The organism is Micromonospora sp. NPDC047074 (assembly GCF_040643815.1).
In the GTDB taxonomy this organism is placed as follows: Bacteria; Actinomycetota; Actinomycetes; order Mycobacteriales; family Micromonosporaceae; genus Micromonospora.
Map to the genome: position 1 here is coordinate 25,764 of NZ_JBEYVB010000016.1, position 16,066 is coordinate 41,829.

General features: G+C 72.4%; 10 protein-coding genes and 1 pseudogene. 5 read left to right on the forward strand and 6 right to left on the reverse strand.

Annotated features, from left to right (window positions below; genetic code table 11):
* Window positions 1-107 precede the first annotated feature (107 nt).
* Genes ABZ809_RS20200 through ABZ809_RS20215 form a run of 4 tightly spaced genes read right to left on the reverse strand, consistent with a single transcriptional unit; the run spans window position 108 to window position 3,972 of the window.
* Complete coding sequence (locus tag ABZ809_RS20200) at window positions 108-710, reverse strand: ATP/GTP-binding protein (protein WP_357564087.1); 603 nt, start codon at window positions 708-710, stop codon at window positions 108-110.
* Window positions 691-1,080: a DUF742 domain-containing protein gene (locus ABZ809_RS20205; RefSeq protein ID WP_357564088.1), complete on the reverse strand. Its 390-nt coding sequence runs from the start codon at window positions 1,078-1,080 to the stop codon at window positions 691-693. The genes ABZ809_RS20200 and ABZ809_RS20205 overlap by 20 nt, the downstream gene beginning before the upstream one ends.
* Window positions 1,070-1,489, reverse strand: coding sequence for a roadblock/LC7 domain-containing protein (locus tag ABZ809_RS20210; protein ID WP_357564089.1), 420 nt, complete (start codon window positions 1,487-1,489; stop codon window positions 1,070-1,072). The genes ABZ809_RS20205 and ABZ809_RS20210 overlap by 11 nt, the downstream gene beginning before the upstream one ends.
* Window positions 1,489-3,972, reverse strand: coding sequence for a nitrate- and nitrite sensing domain-containing protein (locus tag ABZ809_RS20215; RefSeq protein WP_357564090.1), 2,484 nt, complete (start codon window positions 3,970-3,972; stop codon window positions 1,489-1,491). Before ABZ809_RS20215 ends, ABZ809_RS20210 begins: the two co-directional genes overlap by 1 nt.
* Before the next feature lie 509 nt (window positions 3,973-4,481).
* On the opposite strand from ABZ809_RS20215, the gene ABZ809_RS20220 reads away from it, so the two are divergent.
* The 3 genes and pseudogenes from ABZ809_RS20220 (at window position 4,482) to ABZ809_RS20230 (ending at window position 6,729) form a co-directional block, all read left to right on the forward strand.
* Window positions 4,482-5,075, forward strand: coding sequence for a hypothetical protein (locus ABZ809_RS20220; protein ID WP_357564091.1), 594 nt, complete (start codon window positions 4,482-4,484; stop codon window positions 5,073-5,075).
* 325 nt (window positions 5,076-5,400) lie between these two features.
* Window positions 5,401-5,607, forward strand: a pseudogene (locus tag ABZ809_RS20225) (hypothetical protein); the annotation flags it as partial.
* A gap of 738 nt (window positions 5,608-6,345) precedes the next feature.
* A complete protein-coding gene (locus ABZ809_RS20230) occupies window positions 6,346-6,729 on the forward strand; it encodes a hypothetical protein (protein WP_357564092.1) in 384 nt (127 codons plus the stop codon).
* A gap of 115 nt (window positions 6,730-6,844) precedes the next feature.
* Here ABZ809_RS20230 and ABZ809_RS20235 read toward each other — a convergent pair whose 3' ends face one another.
* A complete protein-coding gene (locus ABZ809_RS20235; protein WP_357564093.1) occupies window positions 6,845-8,635 on the reverse strand; it encodes a glycoside hydrolase family 6 protein in 1,791 nt (596 codons plus the stop codon).
* 572 nt (window positions 8,636-9,207) lie between these two features.
* Between ABZ809_RS20235 and ABZ809_RS20240 the strand changes: the two genes are divergently transcribed.
* Together ABZ809_RS20240 and ABZ809_RS20245 are read left to right on the forward strand one after the other, a co-directional pair.
* A complete protein-coding gene (locus ABZ809_RS20240; RefSeq protein WP_357564094.1) occupies window positions 9,208-10,209 on the forward strand; it encodes a hypothetical protein in 1,002 nt (333 codons plus the stop codon).
* Complete coding sequence (locus ABZ809_RS20245; protein WP_357564095.1) at window positions 10,193-10,891, forward strand: class F sortase; 699 nt, start codon at window positions 10,193-10,195, stop codon at window positions 10,889-10,891. The genes ABZ809_RS20240 and ABZ809_RS20245 overlap by 17 nt, the downstream gene beginning before the upstream one ends.
* 69 nt (window positions 10,892-10,960) lie before the next feature.
* Here the strand turns inward: ABZ809_RS20245 and ABZ809_RS20250 are convergent, their stop codons facing one another.
* Window positions 10,961-16,036 (reverse strand): NAD-glutamate dehydrogenase, encoded by a 5,076-nt coding sequence (locus ABZ809_RS20250; protein WP_357564096.1) that lies wholly within the window; start codon window positions 16,034-16,036, stop codon window positions 10,961-10,963.
* Window positions 16,037-16,066 lie beyond the last annotated feature (30 nt).

A 16,066-nucleotide genomic window follows, 5' to 3' on the forward strand; every position in this document is an offset into this window, starting at 1 on the left:
TCCCACCAGAGCCTTCCCGCTCGGCCGCCCGCTTAGCCCCGAAAACCGCCCCCAATCGCGTCAGGGCGCCCGAAGGACGCCCCGACTCGACCGCAGCCGTGCCGGTCTCAGGCCGCCGGCACCGGCTCGCCGCGCTGCCGCGCCACGTGCTCGACCAGCGCGATCAGCACCTCCTTGCCGGACTGGCGGTCCCGCGCGTCGCAGAGCACCAGCGGCACCTCGGTGTCGAGGTCCAGCGCCTGGCGTACGGTCTCCAGGCTGAACCGGCGGGCGCCGTCGAAGCAGTTCACCCCCACCACGAACGGGACGCCCCGCTGCTCGAAGTAGTCGATCGACGGGAAGCAGTCGGCGAGCCGCCGGGTGTCGGCGAGCACCACCGCGCCGAGCGCCCCGAACGCCAACTCGTCCCAGAGGAACCAGAACCGGTCCTGGCCCGGGGTGCCGAAGAGGTAGACCTGGAGGTCGTCGTTGATCGTGATCCGGCCGAAGTCCATCGCCACGGTCGTGGTCGACTTCGCCTCGACGCCGGAGAGGTCGTCGGTGCCGATGCCGGCGCCGGTCAGCACCTCCTCGGTCTGCAACGGCCGGACCTCGCTGAGCGCGCTCACCAGCGTCGTCTTGCCGGCGCCGAACCCCCCGGCAACCAGGATCTTCAGCGCGAGCGGGATCCGGGGGCCGGATCCGGGTCGGTCATAGCGCACGGAGTCCACTGACCACCGCCTTGAGGATGTCGTCGTCGGGAAGGTAGGTGGCGGGCGTCGGCTGGTGCACCGCGACCAGCCCTCGCATCAGCAGGTCACCGAGCAGCACGCGGACCACGCCGACCGCGAGGTCGAGGTCGGCCGCCAACTCGGCGACGGGGACCGGCCGGGCGGTCAGTTCCACCAGGCGTACGTGCTCGGGGTGCAGCTCCGGGTGGGCCGACGGATCGGCGGCCCGGTCGGCCAACACGAACGCGACCAGGTCGAACCCGTCCGAGGCCGAGGCGACCCGGCCACCGGTGAGGGTGTAGGGCCGCACGACCGGACCGGCGTCGTCGTCCAGCCACTCGTGCTGCGGCCCCGGCGACTCAGCCCGCATCGGCGCCCCCCGCCGTCGACCGGGCCGGCGCGCTCAGGTTCTCCCCGACCCGGGTGACGAGCATCGCCATCTCGTACGCCACCAGGCCGATGTCCGCTTCCGCGTCGCTGACCACGGCCAGGCAGGCGCCCTGCCCGGCCGCGGTGACGAAGAGGTACGCCGACTCCATCTCCACCACGGTCTGCCGGACCGCACCGCCGGCCACGTGCCGGCTCGCGCCCCGGGCCAGGCTGGAGAAGCCGGAGGCCAGCGCGGAGAGGTGCTCGGCGTCGGCCCGCTCCAGCCCGGCGGAGGAGCCGATCAGCAGCCCGTCCGCCGAGAGCACCACCGCCTGTCGGGCGTGCGGCACCCGTTCCACCAGCTCGTCGAGCAACCAGTCGAGATCGGCGCTCTGCCTCGTCGGATGCATCAGGCGTCCCTCTCAGTCGCGGTCATGGGTTCGGTGTCCACCGGCCGTTCGGCCGGCGATGGGCTCGGGGCGGCGGCGCTCTCCGGCGCCGTCCTGGTCGCCGCGGCACGCCCCCGGGCGGTGCCCGACTGCAGGGCGGACATGGCCCGCCGCGCCTCCTCCGGGCTGCGTGGGGCCGGGCTCTCGATCACCGGTTGGCGCACCGTCGGCCCGTCCAGCACCGACCGCCATCCCGCGCCCTCGCCGGCCGCGGGCCGGGCTCCGGGCGCGTCCACGGCCGACTGCCGGGGCCGGGCGGCCGGTCCCCGCTGGCGGACCCGCCGGGGCAGTCCGTCGACCTCTCCGGCCACCTCGCCCGGCAGCGGACCGCCGGGGGCGTCGCCGGCCGGGGCGGAGGCGTCGCCGTGCGGGTCCGGCGCCGCGGCGGACCCGGGACCGGACGAGGCCGCGACGGCACCGGTGGAGCGCGTCGTGGGTGCGTCGGCGGGACGGCCCGGTCGGGGCAGCGTGCCCAGCCGGCTGGCCCGGGCCAGCCGCCGCTCCTCCGGGGCCGTCGTGTCCCGGCGTGTCGCTGGCGGAGCCCCCGCCGGCAACAGGGACGGTTCGTCGGTGACCAGGTCGGCGGGGATGAGCACCACGGCCGTCAGCCCGCCGCCGTCGGACGGGCGCAGGCGCACCCGGACCCCGTGCCGGGCAGCGAGCCGGGCCACCACGAAGTGTCCGAGGCGGGCGGTCTCGGTCGGCTCGAACTCGGGTGAGCGGGCCAGCCGCCGGTTCGTGTCCTCCAGTGCGGTGCTGGTCATGCCCAGGCCCCGGTCGGTGATCTCCACCGCGTAACCGTTCGCCACGTGCTGCCCGGAGACGTCCACCCGGGTCTGCGGCGAGGAGAACACGGTGGCGTTCTCGATCAGCTCGGCGAGCAGGTGGATCACGTCGCCGACGGCACGTCCCACCACGCCGGCGGGTGCCACGGCGACGATGTCGACGCGGTCGTACGACTCGACCTCGGAGATCGCGCCCCGGACCAGGTCGACCGCCGCGACCGGGTTGCGCCAACCCCGCCCGGGGGCCGCGCCCGCCAGGATGACCAGGTCCTCGGCGTGCCGCCGCAGCCGGGTGGCGAGGTGGTCGACGCGGAACAGCTCGGCCAGTTCGTCCGGGTCCTCGGTGTGCCGCTCCATCCGGTCGAGCAGCGCGAGCTGCCGGTGCACCAGCCCCTGGCTGCGCCGGGCGATGTTGAGGAAGACCTCGTTGAGCCCCCGGCGCAGGGTGACCTCGTCGACGGCGGACTGGACCGCCGTGCGCTGCACGTCGGTGAACGCCCGGGCCACCTGGCCGATCTCGTCGCGGCCGTACTCCAGCGGGGGTGCCTCCCGGGCGACGTCGACCTGTTCGCCCCGGCGCAACCGGGCCACCACGTCCGGCAGCCGGTGTTCGGCCATCTCCTGCGCGGCCGTGCGTACGCCGGTGAGCCGGTGCGCGAGGGAGCGGCCGACCCGCAGCGACACGAGGACCGACACCACGACGGCGGCCAGTCCGAGCACCCCGGCGGCGCCGAGCCGGGCGAGGATGCCGACGGCCATCGGCACCGACCGGTCGGCGAGCCCGTCGGCCTGCGCCAGCTCGAAGTCCCGCAGCGCCTGCTGCACCACCTGGTAGCTGTCCTGCCAGGCGGTCGGGTCCACGGCCGGCCGGGCGGACGAGCCGGCGCCGACCAGCGTGTCCTGCATCGTCCGCAACCGGCCGAAGTCCTCGCCCTCGGTCAACCGCTGGAACGCGGCGCGCTCGGCGTCCGGCAGGTCGGCGATCGCCGTCTCGATGAGGAACCGCTGGTTTCCGATCGTCTGCACCAGTTGGAGGTGCTCGCCGGCGGCGAACCGGCCGGCGGCGAACGCCCCGGCCAGCAGGGCGTCCGCCTGGCCGAGCAGTTCCCGGGAGTGGCCGAGCGCGGTGACGGCGAGCACCTCGCGGTTCAGGTCCCGGTCGGGCAGGTTCGCCATCGCCGAGAACGCCTGGAAGGCCGAATTGATCATCCCGCTGTAGAGCCCGACGGCCCCGGCCCGGTCCACCGCCCGCCGGTCGATGAACCCGCGCCCGGCCGGCAGCGCCTCCAGCGCGGTGACCAGTTGGTCGAGCCGGGCGTCGAGCAGGTCGCCGGCGGCGTCGCGCAGATCGTCCCCGGCGATCCGGCGGCGCAGCTCCGTGATCGCCTGGTCGGTCCGCTGCCGCTGCTCGACGAGCCCGGACGTGGGGTCCTCGCCGGCCAGGTGGACCACCGAGAGCCGGCGTTCCCGTTGCAGCTCGGCCACCACCGTCTCACCGGGACGACCGAGGTCGTAGAGGAGGGTCCGCGCGGTCAGCAGGTCGAGGGCGGGTCCAAAGGTGAGCGTGGTGGCGAAGATCCAGAGCGCCAGCAGTGCGGTCACCGGCACGACGACCAACGCGGTCAGCTTCGAACGGATCGGCCAGTCTCGGGTGTTCAATCAGACCTCGCCGGAAGGTGTGGCTGCGGGGGCGCCGGCGCCGGCCGGGCAGCGTCGCGGTCGGACCTTCCCGGCCCACGTGCCGGGCAGGTCCGGCGGACGCCTTGGGCAGGATACGTAATCATCGCCCGAAGCACTACCGTCCGTTGCGTCGGGCGCACCCGGCACCCGCGGTGACCGCCGCGCCAGCCAGGAGGCCGCGTCCACTGCGGACGCAAGCCCCGCCGGTGACCGAGCGGCGTCCGGTGGTCGCGGCGCGGGGCAGCCGCCGACGGAGACGCCGAGCCGCTCGGCAGGGCCCCATCGCTGTGCCGTTCGACGTCGGCGACGACCGGGAGGCACCCCGCTGGGCGCACTTTCTGGAACAGGTCAAGTTCGACCTCCGGTCACCCTGCGTTGCCTGTCCCGTCACGCCCGGGAGTCCGTGCCGGTAGGCCATCAGGAAAGTACGCCGGAACGGGATTGGCGATCAGTGGACGGAGGGAATACCACCTGACGAAGGAGGAACCATGTCGCCCACGCAGATAGTCGTCCTAGTCCTCGTCGTGCTGGTGATCGCGGCGGTGGCCGTGGCCGCCCGGTCGTACACCCGCCGCCGCGCGCTGCGGTCGCGGTTCGGTCCCGAATACGAACGCGCCGTCTCCGAGCAGGACAGCCGGACCGCCGCCGAGCGGGAGCTGCGGGAGCGGGAACGCCGGCACGCCGAACTCACGATCACCCCGCTCTCCCCCGAGTCGCGGGCCCGGTACGCCGCCGCGTGGGAGGAAGTCCAGGTCCGCTTCGTCGACTCCCCCGCCGAGACCGTGGGCGAAGCGGACGAACTGGTCACCCGGCTCATCGCCGAACGGGGCTACCCCACCGGTGAGTTCGCCGACCAGATCGCCCACCTCTCCGTCGAGCACGCCCGCACGCTCGGCCACTACCGCGACGCCCACGAGATCCACCTGCGCAACTCCCGTGGCGAGGCCAGCACCGAGGATCTCCGCCAGGCCCTCGTGCACTACCGCGCCCTCTTCGCCGACCTGCTCGGCGAGGAGCCGGTCGGGGCCCGGGCGACCGGGCAGCACGACACGGACAACCCGCACGACGTCACGAGCCGCTAGGAGGATCGCCATGCGCCAGAAAGAGCAGCAGGTGAGCAACGAGCACCCGGAGGCCGTCCGCTCCGAACCGGTGCCGGTGTCGCCTCCCGGCGACCGGGCCGGCCGGGCCGAGGTGCCCGAGGACGCCATCGACGACCGGGGCACGTTCGACAGTCCGGTGGTCGCCGACGGGCGGCAGCCGGTGGACGGGAGCACCGACGACGAGCGCTCCCACGACCGGGCCACCGGCCCGGCGCGACCGGACGGCGGTGACACCAGGGACACAACGGACGCCCGCGACACCGGGGACGCCCGGGACAGGGACGACACCGGGAACACCGACCGCGATCGGCCCGAGTTCCACGAGCCGGGGCCCGTACCGACCGCCTTCGGCGCCACCAGCGTCGGCGGCGCGGTCGCCGCCTCCGCGCTGGCCAGCCCCCGAGCCGAGGACGAGCCGGACCCGCGTACGGAATGGACCGCCCGGCCCGGCGACGGCGCCACCGGCGGCGAGCGCGAGGGCCGGCGCGCCGACCCGACGGCCGAGTTCCGCCGCCCCGGCGAACGCGACGACCTGCCCGCGGACCGCGAAACCACCCGGGGCGGTGCGGAGGTGCTGCCGCCGGACGCCACCGACGGTCGTCCCGAGCGGCGGACCGACCTGACCGACTGGGCCGGCGACTCCGAGACCGGTGCGGCCGGGTACGGCAGCGCCACGCCGGCGATGGTCGACCCGGACGCCGAGCACGCGAGCGCCGGCCGCGCGGACACCGGGACACTTGAGGCCGCCGGCACCGACCGGTCGACGGGCTCCACCGTGGCCGCCGGCCCGGCCAGCCTCTTCGAGCCGGCCACGGCACAGGGCTTCCGGGACCGCTGGCGGGACGTCCAGCTTCGGTTCGTGGACGATCCCCGGGCCGCGGCCGGCGAGGCCCAGTCGCTGGTCGACGAGGCCATCCAGGCCCTTTCCTCGGCGCTGTCCGCGCAGAAGAACAAGCTGGGCGGCTGGCAGGACGCCGGCTCCACCGACACCGAGCAGCTCCGGGTGGCCGTGCGCCACTACCGCGACTTCCTGGACCGGGTGCTCGGCCGCTGACCGGTTCCGCGAAACGGCGCCCCCGGCCGATCCGGTCCGGGGGCGCCGTTCCGCGTCGGATGGGCCAGGCCGGCGGTGGCGGTCGGGCGGCACGCGCGGCGGAGCGGCGACGCCGGCGGATCACAGGCATGGGCACCGCCACGGCGGGTACGCGACCACGAGCAGGAGACCACCTGGCGACAGGAGGGCAACGACATGACGGATCGTGACCGTGACCGCCCGTTGGAGGAGAGCCCGGAGGTGGCCGCGGCGGTCGAGGACGACACCGGCATCCCGCAGCTGATGACCGGTGGCGGCGCCGATCGCGACACTCCGTCGTTCCGCGGGGCCGGGAACCAGCCGGGCGGTGCTCCGCGCGGCGACGAGCTGATCGGCGACCCGTACGCCGCCGGCACCGGCGCGACCGGCACCGGCACGGGCGCGGCCCCGGACAACATCCGCACCGGGGCCGAGCAGCCCTGGGATCCGGAGGACCTGGTGGCGGCCCGGGGGCAGGACCTCACGCCGGAGAACGTCGAGCGGGCCCGCCGGGACCTGGCCGAGCTGGGCCGCGCCGCCATCGAGAAGACCGTGCCCTGACCGGCCCGTACGAGGATGGGCCCCCGGACCGACCGTCGAGCGGTCGGGCCGGGGGCCCGGGGAAACCTGCCGCTGGAGCGCCTCACCTACTGCCAGCGGCGGGTGGGTACCGGTCTCAGAGCGCCGGGTACGCGTTCTGCATGAGCTGGGCGAACTGCGCCGGGAACCAGGCACCCGAGATCGGGGCGTCCGGCAGGGCGCCGCTCATGCTGTTGCCGTTGCGGGCGTTACCGGTGTAGGTCGGGTCGCACATCCGGTCGAAGCCCTTGCCCTCGTTGTTCGGGATCTCCTTGCTGGAGCCGTCCGACTCGCCCGGGGGCTTCACCCAGACGTACGCGTCGATGCCCGGCTCCGGCGCGGCCTTCGGGCGCTCGCCCAGGCCGGCACCGGACTGGTTGCACCAGTTACCGGCGTGGATCCGCCGGTCCACCCGGCCGCCGTTGACGTAGGTGTCCACGCTGGTCGTCGCGCCCGGGCCGGTGGGCCGGGCGGTGCCGCCCCAGCCGTTGCGGGAGGTGTCGATCAGCATGCCGATCTTCGAGTCGAAGCCCTTGGCGACCAGCTCGTTGCGGAACGCCTGGGCGAACGACAGCTCGTCCACGTAGAAGTTCCAGTCGATCCACTTGGACTGCCGGACGCTGGTCCCGTTGACGTTGTCGGTGATCTTGATGTACGGCTCACGCAGCGCCGAGTAGTTGGCGGTGTTGACGATGAAGCCGTGGACGTTGTTCACCGTGCTGCCGGAGGCGACGGAGGCGTCCTTCAGGATCTGCGCGGTCGGGCTGAAGTTGCTGTCCCAACCGATCCAGCCGTGGTGGGCGGCGTCGATGTAGTTGTAGACGTTGCCGATCGCGCCCAGCTTCGACAGGGCGTAGCCGACGCCGTTGACGTAGGCGCCGTTGGCCTTCACCGTGTCGCACATCGCGGTGCCGCCCGGGTTGCCGGAGGTGTTGGTCACCAGGTTCGGCAGCGAGTCGATCTCGATGATGTTGATGATCCGCAGGCCGGCGTACTTCGGGTCGCCCTGGATCGCGGCGATCGGGTCGATGTACTCGGCCTTGTACCGGGGCAGCTCGTGAGCCTGCAGCTCACCGTTGGAGGCCAGCGCGGCGCAGTCCCGGCCGGGCAGGTTGTAGATGACGAACTGGATGTAGTTCGCCCCCTGCTCGAGCGCCTTGTTCAGGTGGTCCCGAACGCCCATCGCGCCGTTGGAGCTGCTGTCCGGGGTGCCGTTGATGGCGGCGATCCGGTCGATCCAGACGGCGGTCGGGTTGCTCGACACCCGGCTGCCACCGGCCACCGACTCGGCCTTGGCCTTCCACTCCGGGTTCACGTACCCCTTGGCGTTCAGGTACGGGTTGTCCACCCGCTGCCCGGGCGGCGGCGTGGTCGGCGGCGGGGTGGTCGGCGGCGGCGTCGTGGGCGGCGGCGTCGTCGGCGGCGGGGTGGTGGGCGGCGGCGTGGTCGGGTTGGGGTTGCCGCCGTTGCAGGTCACGCCGTTGAGCGTGAACGAGGTGGGCTTGGGGTTGCTGCCGCTCCAGGCGCCGTTGAAACCGAGGCTCACCGTGGCGCCGCTGGCCACCGCGCCGTTGTAGGACTCGTTCTGCGCGGTGACGTTCTGACCGGTCTGGGACCAGCGGGCCGACCAGCCCTGCTGCACCCGCTGGCTGCCGTCGGGGAAGGTGAAGCCCAGCGTCCAGCCGTTGAGGGCGTCGCCGACGTTCTTGATGTTGACGGTGGCGGTGAAACCGCCCTGCCAGTCGCTGGTCGTGTACGACACGTCACACTGAGTGGCGGCGTGCGCCATGGTGACCGGCAGGGTCACCAGTCCGCCCGCGACCAGAGCGCCCGCGCCACCGAGCGCGAGGGCCCGGCGAGGGCCGGACAGCCTTCTCCACACATTCATGCTACTGATCTCCTTGGGCGAGACCGGATCCGCGAACGGCCCGGCGATACGGCCCGATGGGCGTCCTGGGCGGACGACCGCCGGCGCCAACGGGATTCTTCGGGGGTGCCCGACCCGGACGGGCTCTGGTGGTGGTCCGACCGACGCAACGGCCGGCCGGGAGGCTGGATGTCGTCCGGAAGACCGGTGCCCTCGACTCCCTGCCATCGCGGTGTGGCTCCCCGAACCGCGTGCAGAGATTCTTGCATGGGAGCGCTTCCATGGCAATGGCTCGATAGAGGTCGAGGGGGACGGCGGGGCGCTCGGCAACCGGCGCACGCAGGACACGCAGGACGGACGATACCGCCCGGCCCGACGCGAGCCACGCGAGAGGCGCGTCCGGGCCGCTCCAGACGGAAGCAGCCGATGATTCGCCATAAGCCGCTAAACCGGCGTACCACTCCTATCGCTACTGGTCCCGACAAACAAGAGAACACGAATCTTTCCCTTCATAGCTCGTGAAACGGTCTAACGTCGTCGGTAGCTCGGTTGTCGCCGAGCCCAGGACAAAGAGGGATGGAGTGACGCAGGTCATGGCAAGCAAGATGCTCGGGAAGGTCGTTGCGGGCGCTGCCCTCGGTGGTGCGTCCCTGCTCGTGTTCACGCCGGGGATCGCCTTCGCGGACGGCCACCACGACGACGAGGGCAAGGTCTACGCCAAGCCCCACGTCGTCAAGGCCGGCGACACGGTCAAGCTCATCGAGGTCTGCTCCGAAGAGCAGGAACACGCCTACGTGTGGTCGAAGGTCACCGGCAAGGTCAACCTCAAGCCGGCCGACCACCGTGACGACTGGCGCGGCGGGGAGGAGGACTCCCGCGACCGCGAGGACAAGGGCAAGGACCACGGCAAGGGCAAGGACCACGAGGACAAGGGCAAGGACCACGACAAGGGCAAGGACCACGAGGACAAGGGCAAGGACCACGGCAAGGACGCGGCCCCCAAGCCGGAACCCTCGACCACCGGCCAGGGCGGCGGCGACGCCGAAGGCGACTGGAAGGGCTACGAGCACGGCCAGGACGCCGAGGGCGAGCGCGGCGACAAGGGCGGCCACGAGGACAAGGGCCGCGAAGGCGACAAGGGCCACGAGGACAAGGGCCGCGAAGGCGACAAGGGCCACGAGGACAAGGGCCGCGAGGGCGACAAGGGCCACGAGGACAAGCGGGGCTCCGACGAGCGCGGCTCGGAGGAGGGTGGCTGGAAGGACGGCGAGAACGGCGACAAGGGCTGGTCGGACGAGGAGTCCGGGGGCTACGGCAAGGACAAGGGCGGCTGGGAGCACAAGCGTGACTTCGTCTACTACGGCGAGGCCGAGGTCTCCGAGGACGCCAAGCCGGGCCGCTACGAGCTCAAGGGCTCGTGCGGCGAGGGCGAGCTGGTCGTCCTGCCGCGTGGCGGGGTCGACGGTGGTGACGGTGGCGCCGGTGCCGGCACCGACCGGAGCCTGGCCGCCGGTGGCGCGAGCCTGATCGGCGCGGCCGCCCTGGGTGGCCTGGTGCTGCTGCGCCGGCGCCGGACCGATGAGTCCTTGGTCTGACACGACGGCGATCCGAGCCGGCGGCCGCCACGGGACACCGTGGCGCGCCGCCGGCGCGGCCGCTGTCGTCGTACTCGCCCTGCTCGGCGCCGGCCTGCTCGGCGCCTCGCTGAAGTCCTCGGCCGCCCCCCAGCCCCCGCAGCCCCTCGCCGGGCCGGCCACCACCGGGCCGGTCGCGGACGAACCGGACCCCGACCTCGCCGGCGAGGACGCCCCGAGCGGCCTGACCCGCTCCGCCCCCACCACGATCGCCATCCCCCGGATCGGGGTCGACGCCTCGATCATGTCGCTCGGCACCAACCCGGACGGCACCGTCCAGGTGCCCCCGCTGGAGCAGGCGCAGCTGGCCGGCTGGTACGAGCCGGGGCCGAGCCCGGGCGAAATCGGCAACGCGGTCATCGTCGGGCACGTCGACTCGGCGAAGATCGGGCCAGCCGTCTTCTTCTCCCTCGGCGCGCTGCAACCGGGCGACACCATCACCGTCACCCGCCAGGACGGGCAGCAGGCCACCTTCACCGTCGAGTCGGTCAAGGCCTACCCGAAGACGGCGTTCCCGACCGAGCAGGTCTACGGCCCGAGCAACCGGCCCGGCCTGCGGGTGGTCACCTGCGGCGGCAGCTTCGACGAGGCCGCCGGCAGCTACCCGGACAACGTGGTCGTGTTCGCCTCCATGCCGGCCTGAGCAATCGGCTGGCGCCGAAACGGTCCGGCCGGTCGGAGAACCGACCGGCCGGACCGCGTGCCGTGCGGGTCAGGCGGCGGCGGAGGTCCGCACCAGGGTACGGATCTGGCGCAGCAGCACCGACAGGGCGGCGAGATCCGCCCGCGACTCGTCGAACTCCCCCATCGCCCGTTCGGCACGATGGATCGAGGTGGCGTTCGACTGCTCCCACTGCAGCACCCGCTCGTGCGGCGGCAGGGTGTCGGAGGTGGAGTCGAGCACCTCCGCGGTCAGCGCGGCCAACGCGGCGTACAGGTCGTACCGCAGCGCCATCCGGGCCAACGTCTGCCAACGGTCCTCGCGCGGCAGCAGGGAGATCTTCGACAGCAGCGAGTCGACCCGGAACCGGTCGGAGAGCACGAAGTAGACCGACGCCACCTCGCCGACGTCCCGCCCGCTGCTCGCCGCGGTCTCCACCACGTCGAGCAGGCCGAAGCTGTACATCAGCCGGGTGGCCTGCTCGGCCAGGTCGCGCGGCAGCCCCCGCTCGGTCAGCGAGTCGATGTGCGCCGCCAGCGAGTCCCGCTCGCTGCCGTAGAAGCGCTCCTCCAGGTCGGGCAGGAGCCGGGCCACGCCGTCGCGCAGCCGGGCGATCTCCGCCGGCACGTCGATCGGCGACCTGCGGTTGGTCACCAGCCACCGCACCGCCCGGTCGACCAGCCGCCGGGTGTCCAGGTAGACGCTGGTCTGCAACTCGGGGGCGACCTTGTTGTCCAGTGCCTCCACCGCGTCCCACAGCGCGCGCAGCCCGAACACCTCGCGGACCACCACGTACGCCCGGATGACGTCCGCCGCCGAGGCGGCCGTCTCCTCGACCACCCGGAAGACGAACGAGATGCCGCCCCGGTTGATCGCCTCGTTGACCAGGACCGTCGTCACGATGTCGCGGCGCAGCCGGTGCTGGCCCATCCGGTCGGCGAACCGCTCGCGCATCGGTGTCGGGAAGTAGTTGACCAGGACCTCGGTCGTCCACTCCTCGTCCGCGAGCCCCTCGGCCAGGATCTCCGTCTCAAGGACGATCTTGACGTACGCGAGCAGCACCGCGAACTCCGGCGCGGTCAGCCCGGACTCGGTCCGCACCGCCAGCTCGTCGTCCGGCGGCAGCGCCTCCAGGGCCCGGTCCAGCGCCCCGGAACGCTCCAGGTCGGTGATCATCCGCCGGTGCACCGGCAGCAGTGAGGCGGCCTGCGCCTGCGAGTTGTTGATCGCCCGGGCCTGGTCGTAGTTGTCCCGCAGCACCAGCTCGGCGACCTCGTCGGTCATCTCGGCGAGCAGCTCGTCCCGCTCGGGCACGGTCAGCGCCCCGTCGGCGACCGCCGTGTTCAGCAGGATCTTGATGTTCACCTCGTGGTCGGAGCAGTCCACCCCGGCCGCGTTGTCGATGAAGTCCGTGTAGATCCGCCCGCCGGTCTGGGCGTACTCGATCCGGCCGAGCTGGGTCCAGCCCAGGTTGCCGCCCTCGCCGGCCACCCGGCACCGCAGGTTCTTGCCGTCGACCCGGATCGCGTCGTTGGACTTGTCGCCCACCTCGGCGTTGGTCTGGCTGGACGCCTTCACGTACGTCCCGATGCCGCCGTTCCAGAACAGGTCGACCGGAGCGGTCACGATCGCCTTCATCAGCTCCTGCGGGGAGAGCTGCGCCACGTCGTCGTCCAGGGCCAGCGCCGCGCGGACCTCCGGAGAGATCGGCACCGACTTGGCGGCACGCGGGTACACCCCGCCACCGGCCGAGATCAGCTTCTGGTCGTAGTCCTCCCACGACGATCGGGGCAGGTCGAACAGCCGCCTGCGCTCCGCGTACGAGGTGGCGGGGTCCGGCTCCGGATCGAGGAAGATGTGCCGGTGGTCGAACGCGGCCACCAGCCGGATGTGCTCCGACAACAGCATCCCGTTGCCGAACACGTCGCCGGACATGTCGCCGACGCCGACCACCGTGAAGTCCTCGGTCTGGGTGTCGTGCCCCAGCTCGCGGAAGTGCCGCTTCACCGACTCCCACGCGCCCCGGGCGGTGATGCCCATCTTCTTGTGGTCGTACCCGGCGGAGCCGCCGGAGGCGAACGCGTCGCCGAGCCAGAAGTTGTGCGCCGTGGAGATCTCGTTGGCGATGTCGGAGAACGTGGCCGTGCCCTTGTCTGCCGCGACCACCATGTACGGGTCGTCGCCGTCGTGCCGGACCACGTCCTCCGGCGGCACGATCTCGCCGCCGGCGATGTTGTCGGTGACGTCCAGCAGCGCCGAGATGAACTCCTTGTAGCAGACGACCGCCTCGTCCCGGTCGCCCGGCTTCTGCTTGAGCACGAAGCCGCCCTTCGCGCCGACCGGCACGATCACGGCGTTCTTCACCATCTGCGCCTTGACCAGGCCGAGCACCTCGGTGCGGAAGTCCTCGCGGCGGTCGGACCAGCGCAGCCCGCCCCGGGCCACCGGCCCGAACCGCAGGTGCACGCCCTCGAAGCGCGGCGAGTACACGAAGATCTCGAACTTCGGCCGGGGCGCCGGCAGGTCCGGGATGGCCTGCGGGTCCAGCTTCAGCGCCACGTACGACTTCGGCCGCCCGTCGGCGCGCCTCTGGTAGAAGCTGGTGCGCAGGGTGGCCTGGATCAGCGTGAGGTAGGAGCGCAGGATCCGGTCCTGGTCCAGGCTGGCGACGTCGTCCAGGGCGGCCCGGATGTCGTCGACCAGCTCGGCGCCGCGCCGCTGCCGCTGCTCGTGCCCCACCCCGTCGGGCGTGAACCGGGCCTCGAAGAGCTCCACCAGCAGCGCGGCGATCTTCGGGTACGCGATGAAGGTCGACTCCATGTACTCCTGCGAGAAGACCGTGCCGGCCTGGCGCAGGTACTTCGCGTACGTGCGCAGCACCACCACCTGCCGCCAGGTGAGGCCGCCGCGCAGCACCAACTCGTTGAAGCCGTCCACCTCGGCCTCGCCCCGCCACGCCGCCGCGAAGGCGTTCTCCACGTGCGGGCGCACCTCGGCCAACTCCTGGTGCCCCTCGGGCAGCTGCAACCCGAAGTCGTACAGGTAGACCCGACCGTCGATCCGGTCCACCTCGTACGGATGCTCGTCGACCACGCGGACGCCGAGCGAGTGCAGCACCGGAAGCACGGCCGAGAGCATCATCGGCTCGCCGTAGCGGTAGACCTTGAAGCGGACGTCCATCGCCTCGTCGACGTCCGGCCCCCGCCCGCCGGCCCGCGGCGCGAGCTGCTTGCGGAACAGGTGCATCTCCAGCTGGCCGGGCTCCTCCAGCAGCTCCAGCTTCGCCAGGTCCTTCATCGCCTCGTACGGCGTGTGGCCGTCCTTGTAGCCCTCGGGGAAGGCGTCGGCGTACCGGGTGAACAGGTGCTTGGCCTGCTCGTCACCGAGCTTGCGCTCCAGCACCAGCCGGTAGTCGTCGTCCCAGAGGCGGGTGGCGTCGGCCAGCTCCTCGGCGAGCAGGTCGGCGTCGATGTCGCCCGAGGGATTGCCCGGGTCCGTGCGGACGATGAAGTGCACCCGGGCGAGCATCGACTCGGTGACCCGGGTCGTGTAGTCGACCCCGACACCGTTCAGCTCGCGGAGCAGGATGTCCTGCATGCGCAGCCGGTTCTGCGTGGTGAACCGGTCCCGGGGCAGGTAGATCAGACAGGAGATGAACCGCCCGTACGCGTCCCGGCGCAGGAACACCCGCAGCTGCCGGCGGCCGGCCATCCGCAGCACGCCGATCACGGCGTGGTAGAGGTCCTCGGTCTTGATCTGGAACAGCTCGTCGCGCGGGTAGGTCTCCAGGATCTGGAGCAGGTCCTTACCCGAGTGGCTGCGCTGGCTCAGGCCGGAACGGTCGAGCACCTCGGCCACCTTGCGGCGGACCACCGGCAGCTCCTGCACGCTGGTCCGGTACGCGGCCGTGGAGAACAGGCCCAGGAACCGCCGCTCGCCGACCACCTCGCCGGCCTCGTTGAAGATCTTGAAGCCGATGTAGTCGAGGTAGGCGGAGCGGTGCACGGTGGCCCGGGAGTTCGCCTTGGTGATGATCAGCAGGCGCTTCTCGGTGACCTTGTCGTGGGCCTCGGGGGTCATCGACGACAGCGGCCGGGCCTCCGGCGAATCCTGCCGCAGGATGCCCAGCCCGGTGCCGAGTACGGCCTCCAGGGCCTGGCCGTCGTGTCGCTCCGCGCCCGGCGCCGGCTCCTCGGTGTCGACCAGGCGGTACTCCCGGTAGCCGAGGAAGGTGAAGTGGTCGTGGGCGAGCCAGCGGAGCAGCTCCACCGAGTCCGTGATGTCCTTCTCCGGCACCGGCGGCCGGTTGTCCGACGTCCGCGCCGCGGCCAGCTCGTCCGCGAGGGCGAGGGCCCGCTGGCGCATCTTGGGCCAGTCCTCCACCGCCTCGCGCACGTCGGTGAGCACCCGCTGGAGCTCCCGGCACAGCCTGTCCCGCTCGGCGGCGTCGCGGATCGGGTCGACCTCGATGTGCATCCAGCTCTCGACCAGGTCCCCGGCGATGGCGTCGTCGGGTTCGACGTCGGCGGAGACCTCGGTCAGCCGGCCCAGCGGCTCGCGCCGGACCACCACCAGCGGGTGGACCAGCAGGTGCACGTCCAGGTGGTGCGAGTTGAGCAGGGCGGTCACCGAGTCGACCAGGAACGGCATGTCGTCGGTGACGATCTCGATGACGCTGTGGTGCTGGTCGGCGTCGGGCTCGTGGATGCGCAGCTTCAGCTCGCCCGGGACCCGCTGCTGGGCGAGGTCGCGGTGCGCGCGGGCCGCCTCCAGCATCTCCTCGGCGGTGAAGCCGATCAGCTCCTCGTCGGGCGCGAACCGCCAGAAGCGGCTGACCAGCGTCGCCGCGTCGTGGTCGTCGCCGGCGAGCGCGACGGCCTGGGCCACGAGGCGCTCCGCGTTGGGGACCGGCTCGTCGAGTTCCTCGTCCTCCACGTCGTCGGCCAGCGCGTCGGCGGGCAGGCCCAGATCGTAGAGTGTGTCGAGACTCGAACCGGTCATCCCGGTCACTCCTGTGTCGAGCCGGCCGAAGCCGTCTCCGTCGGTCGCCGAATCGAAGCTGTCGTCCCGGCCGGTGTCATCCTGCCGGAGGTCGGGTCCCGGTTTGATCGCCGGACGCCGGTCCATCGGTGCCACTCCCCTCGACCCACCGCGTCG

Coding starts and splice junctions, on each gene's coding strand:
- ABZ809_RS20240 (WP_357564094.1), top strand. CDS start 9,208: ATGGCAAGCAAGATGCTCGGGAAGGTCGTTGCGGGCGCTGCCCTCGGT.
- ABZ809_RS20235 (WP_357564093.1), bottom strand. CDS start 8,635: ATGAATGTGTGGAGAAGGCTGTCCGGCCCTCGCCGGGCCCTCGCGCTC.
- ABZ809_RS20250 (WP_357564096.1), bottom strand. CDS start 16,036: ATGGACCGGCGTCCGGCGATCAAACCGGGACCCGACCTCCGGCAGGAT.
- ABZ809_RS20245 (WP_357564095.1), top strand. CDS start 10,193: ATGAGTCCTTGGTCTGACACGACGGCGATCCGAGCCGGCGGCCGCCAC.
- ABZ809_RS20230 (WP_357564092.1), top strand. CDS start 6,346: ATGACGGATCGTGACCGTGACCGCCCGTTGGAGGAGAGCCCGGAGGTG.
- ABZ809_RS20220 (WP_357564091.1), top strand. CDS start 4,482: ATGTCGCCCACGCAGATAGTCGTCCTAGTCCTCGTCGTGCTGGTGATC.
- ABZ809_RS20210 (WP_357564089.1), bottom strand. CDS start 1,489: ATGCATCCGACGAGGCAGAGCGCCGATCTCGACTGGTTGCTCGACGAG.
- ABZ809_RS20205 (WP_357564088.1), bottom strand. CDS start 1,080: ATGCGGGCTGAGTCGCCGGGGCCGCAGCACGAGTGGCTGGACGACGAC.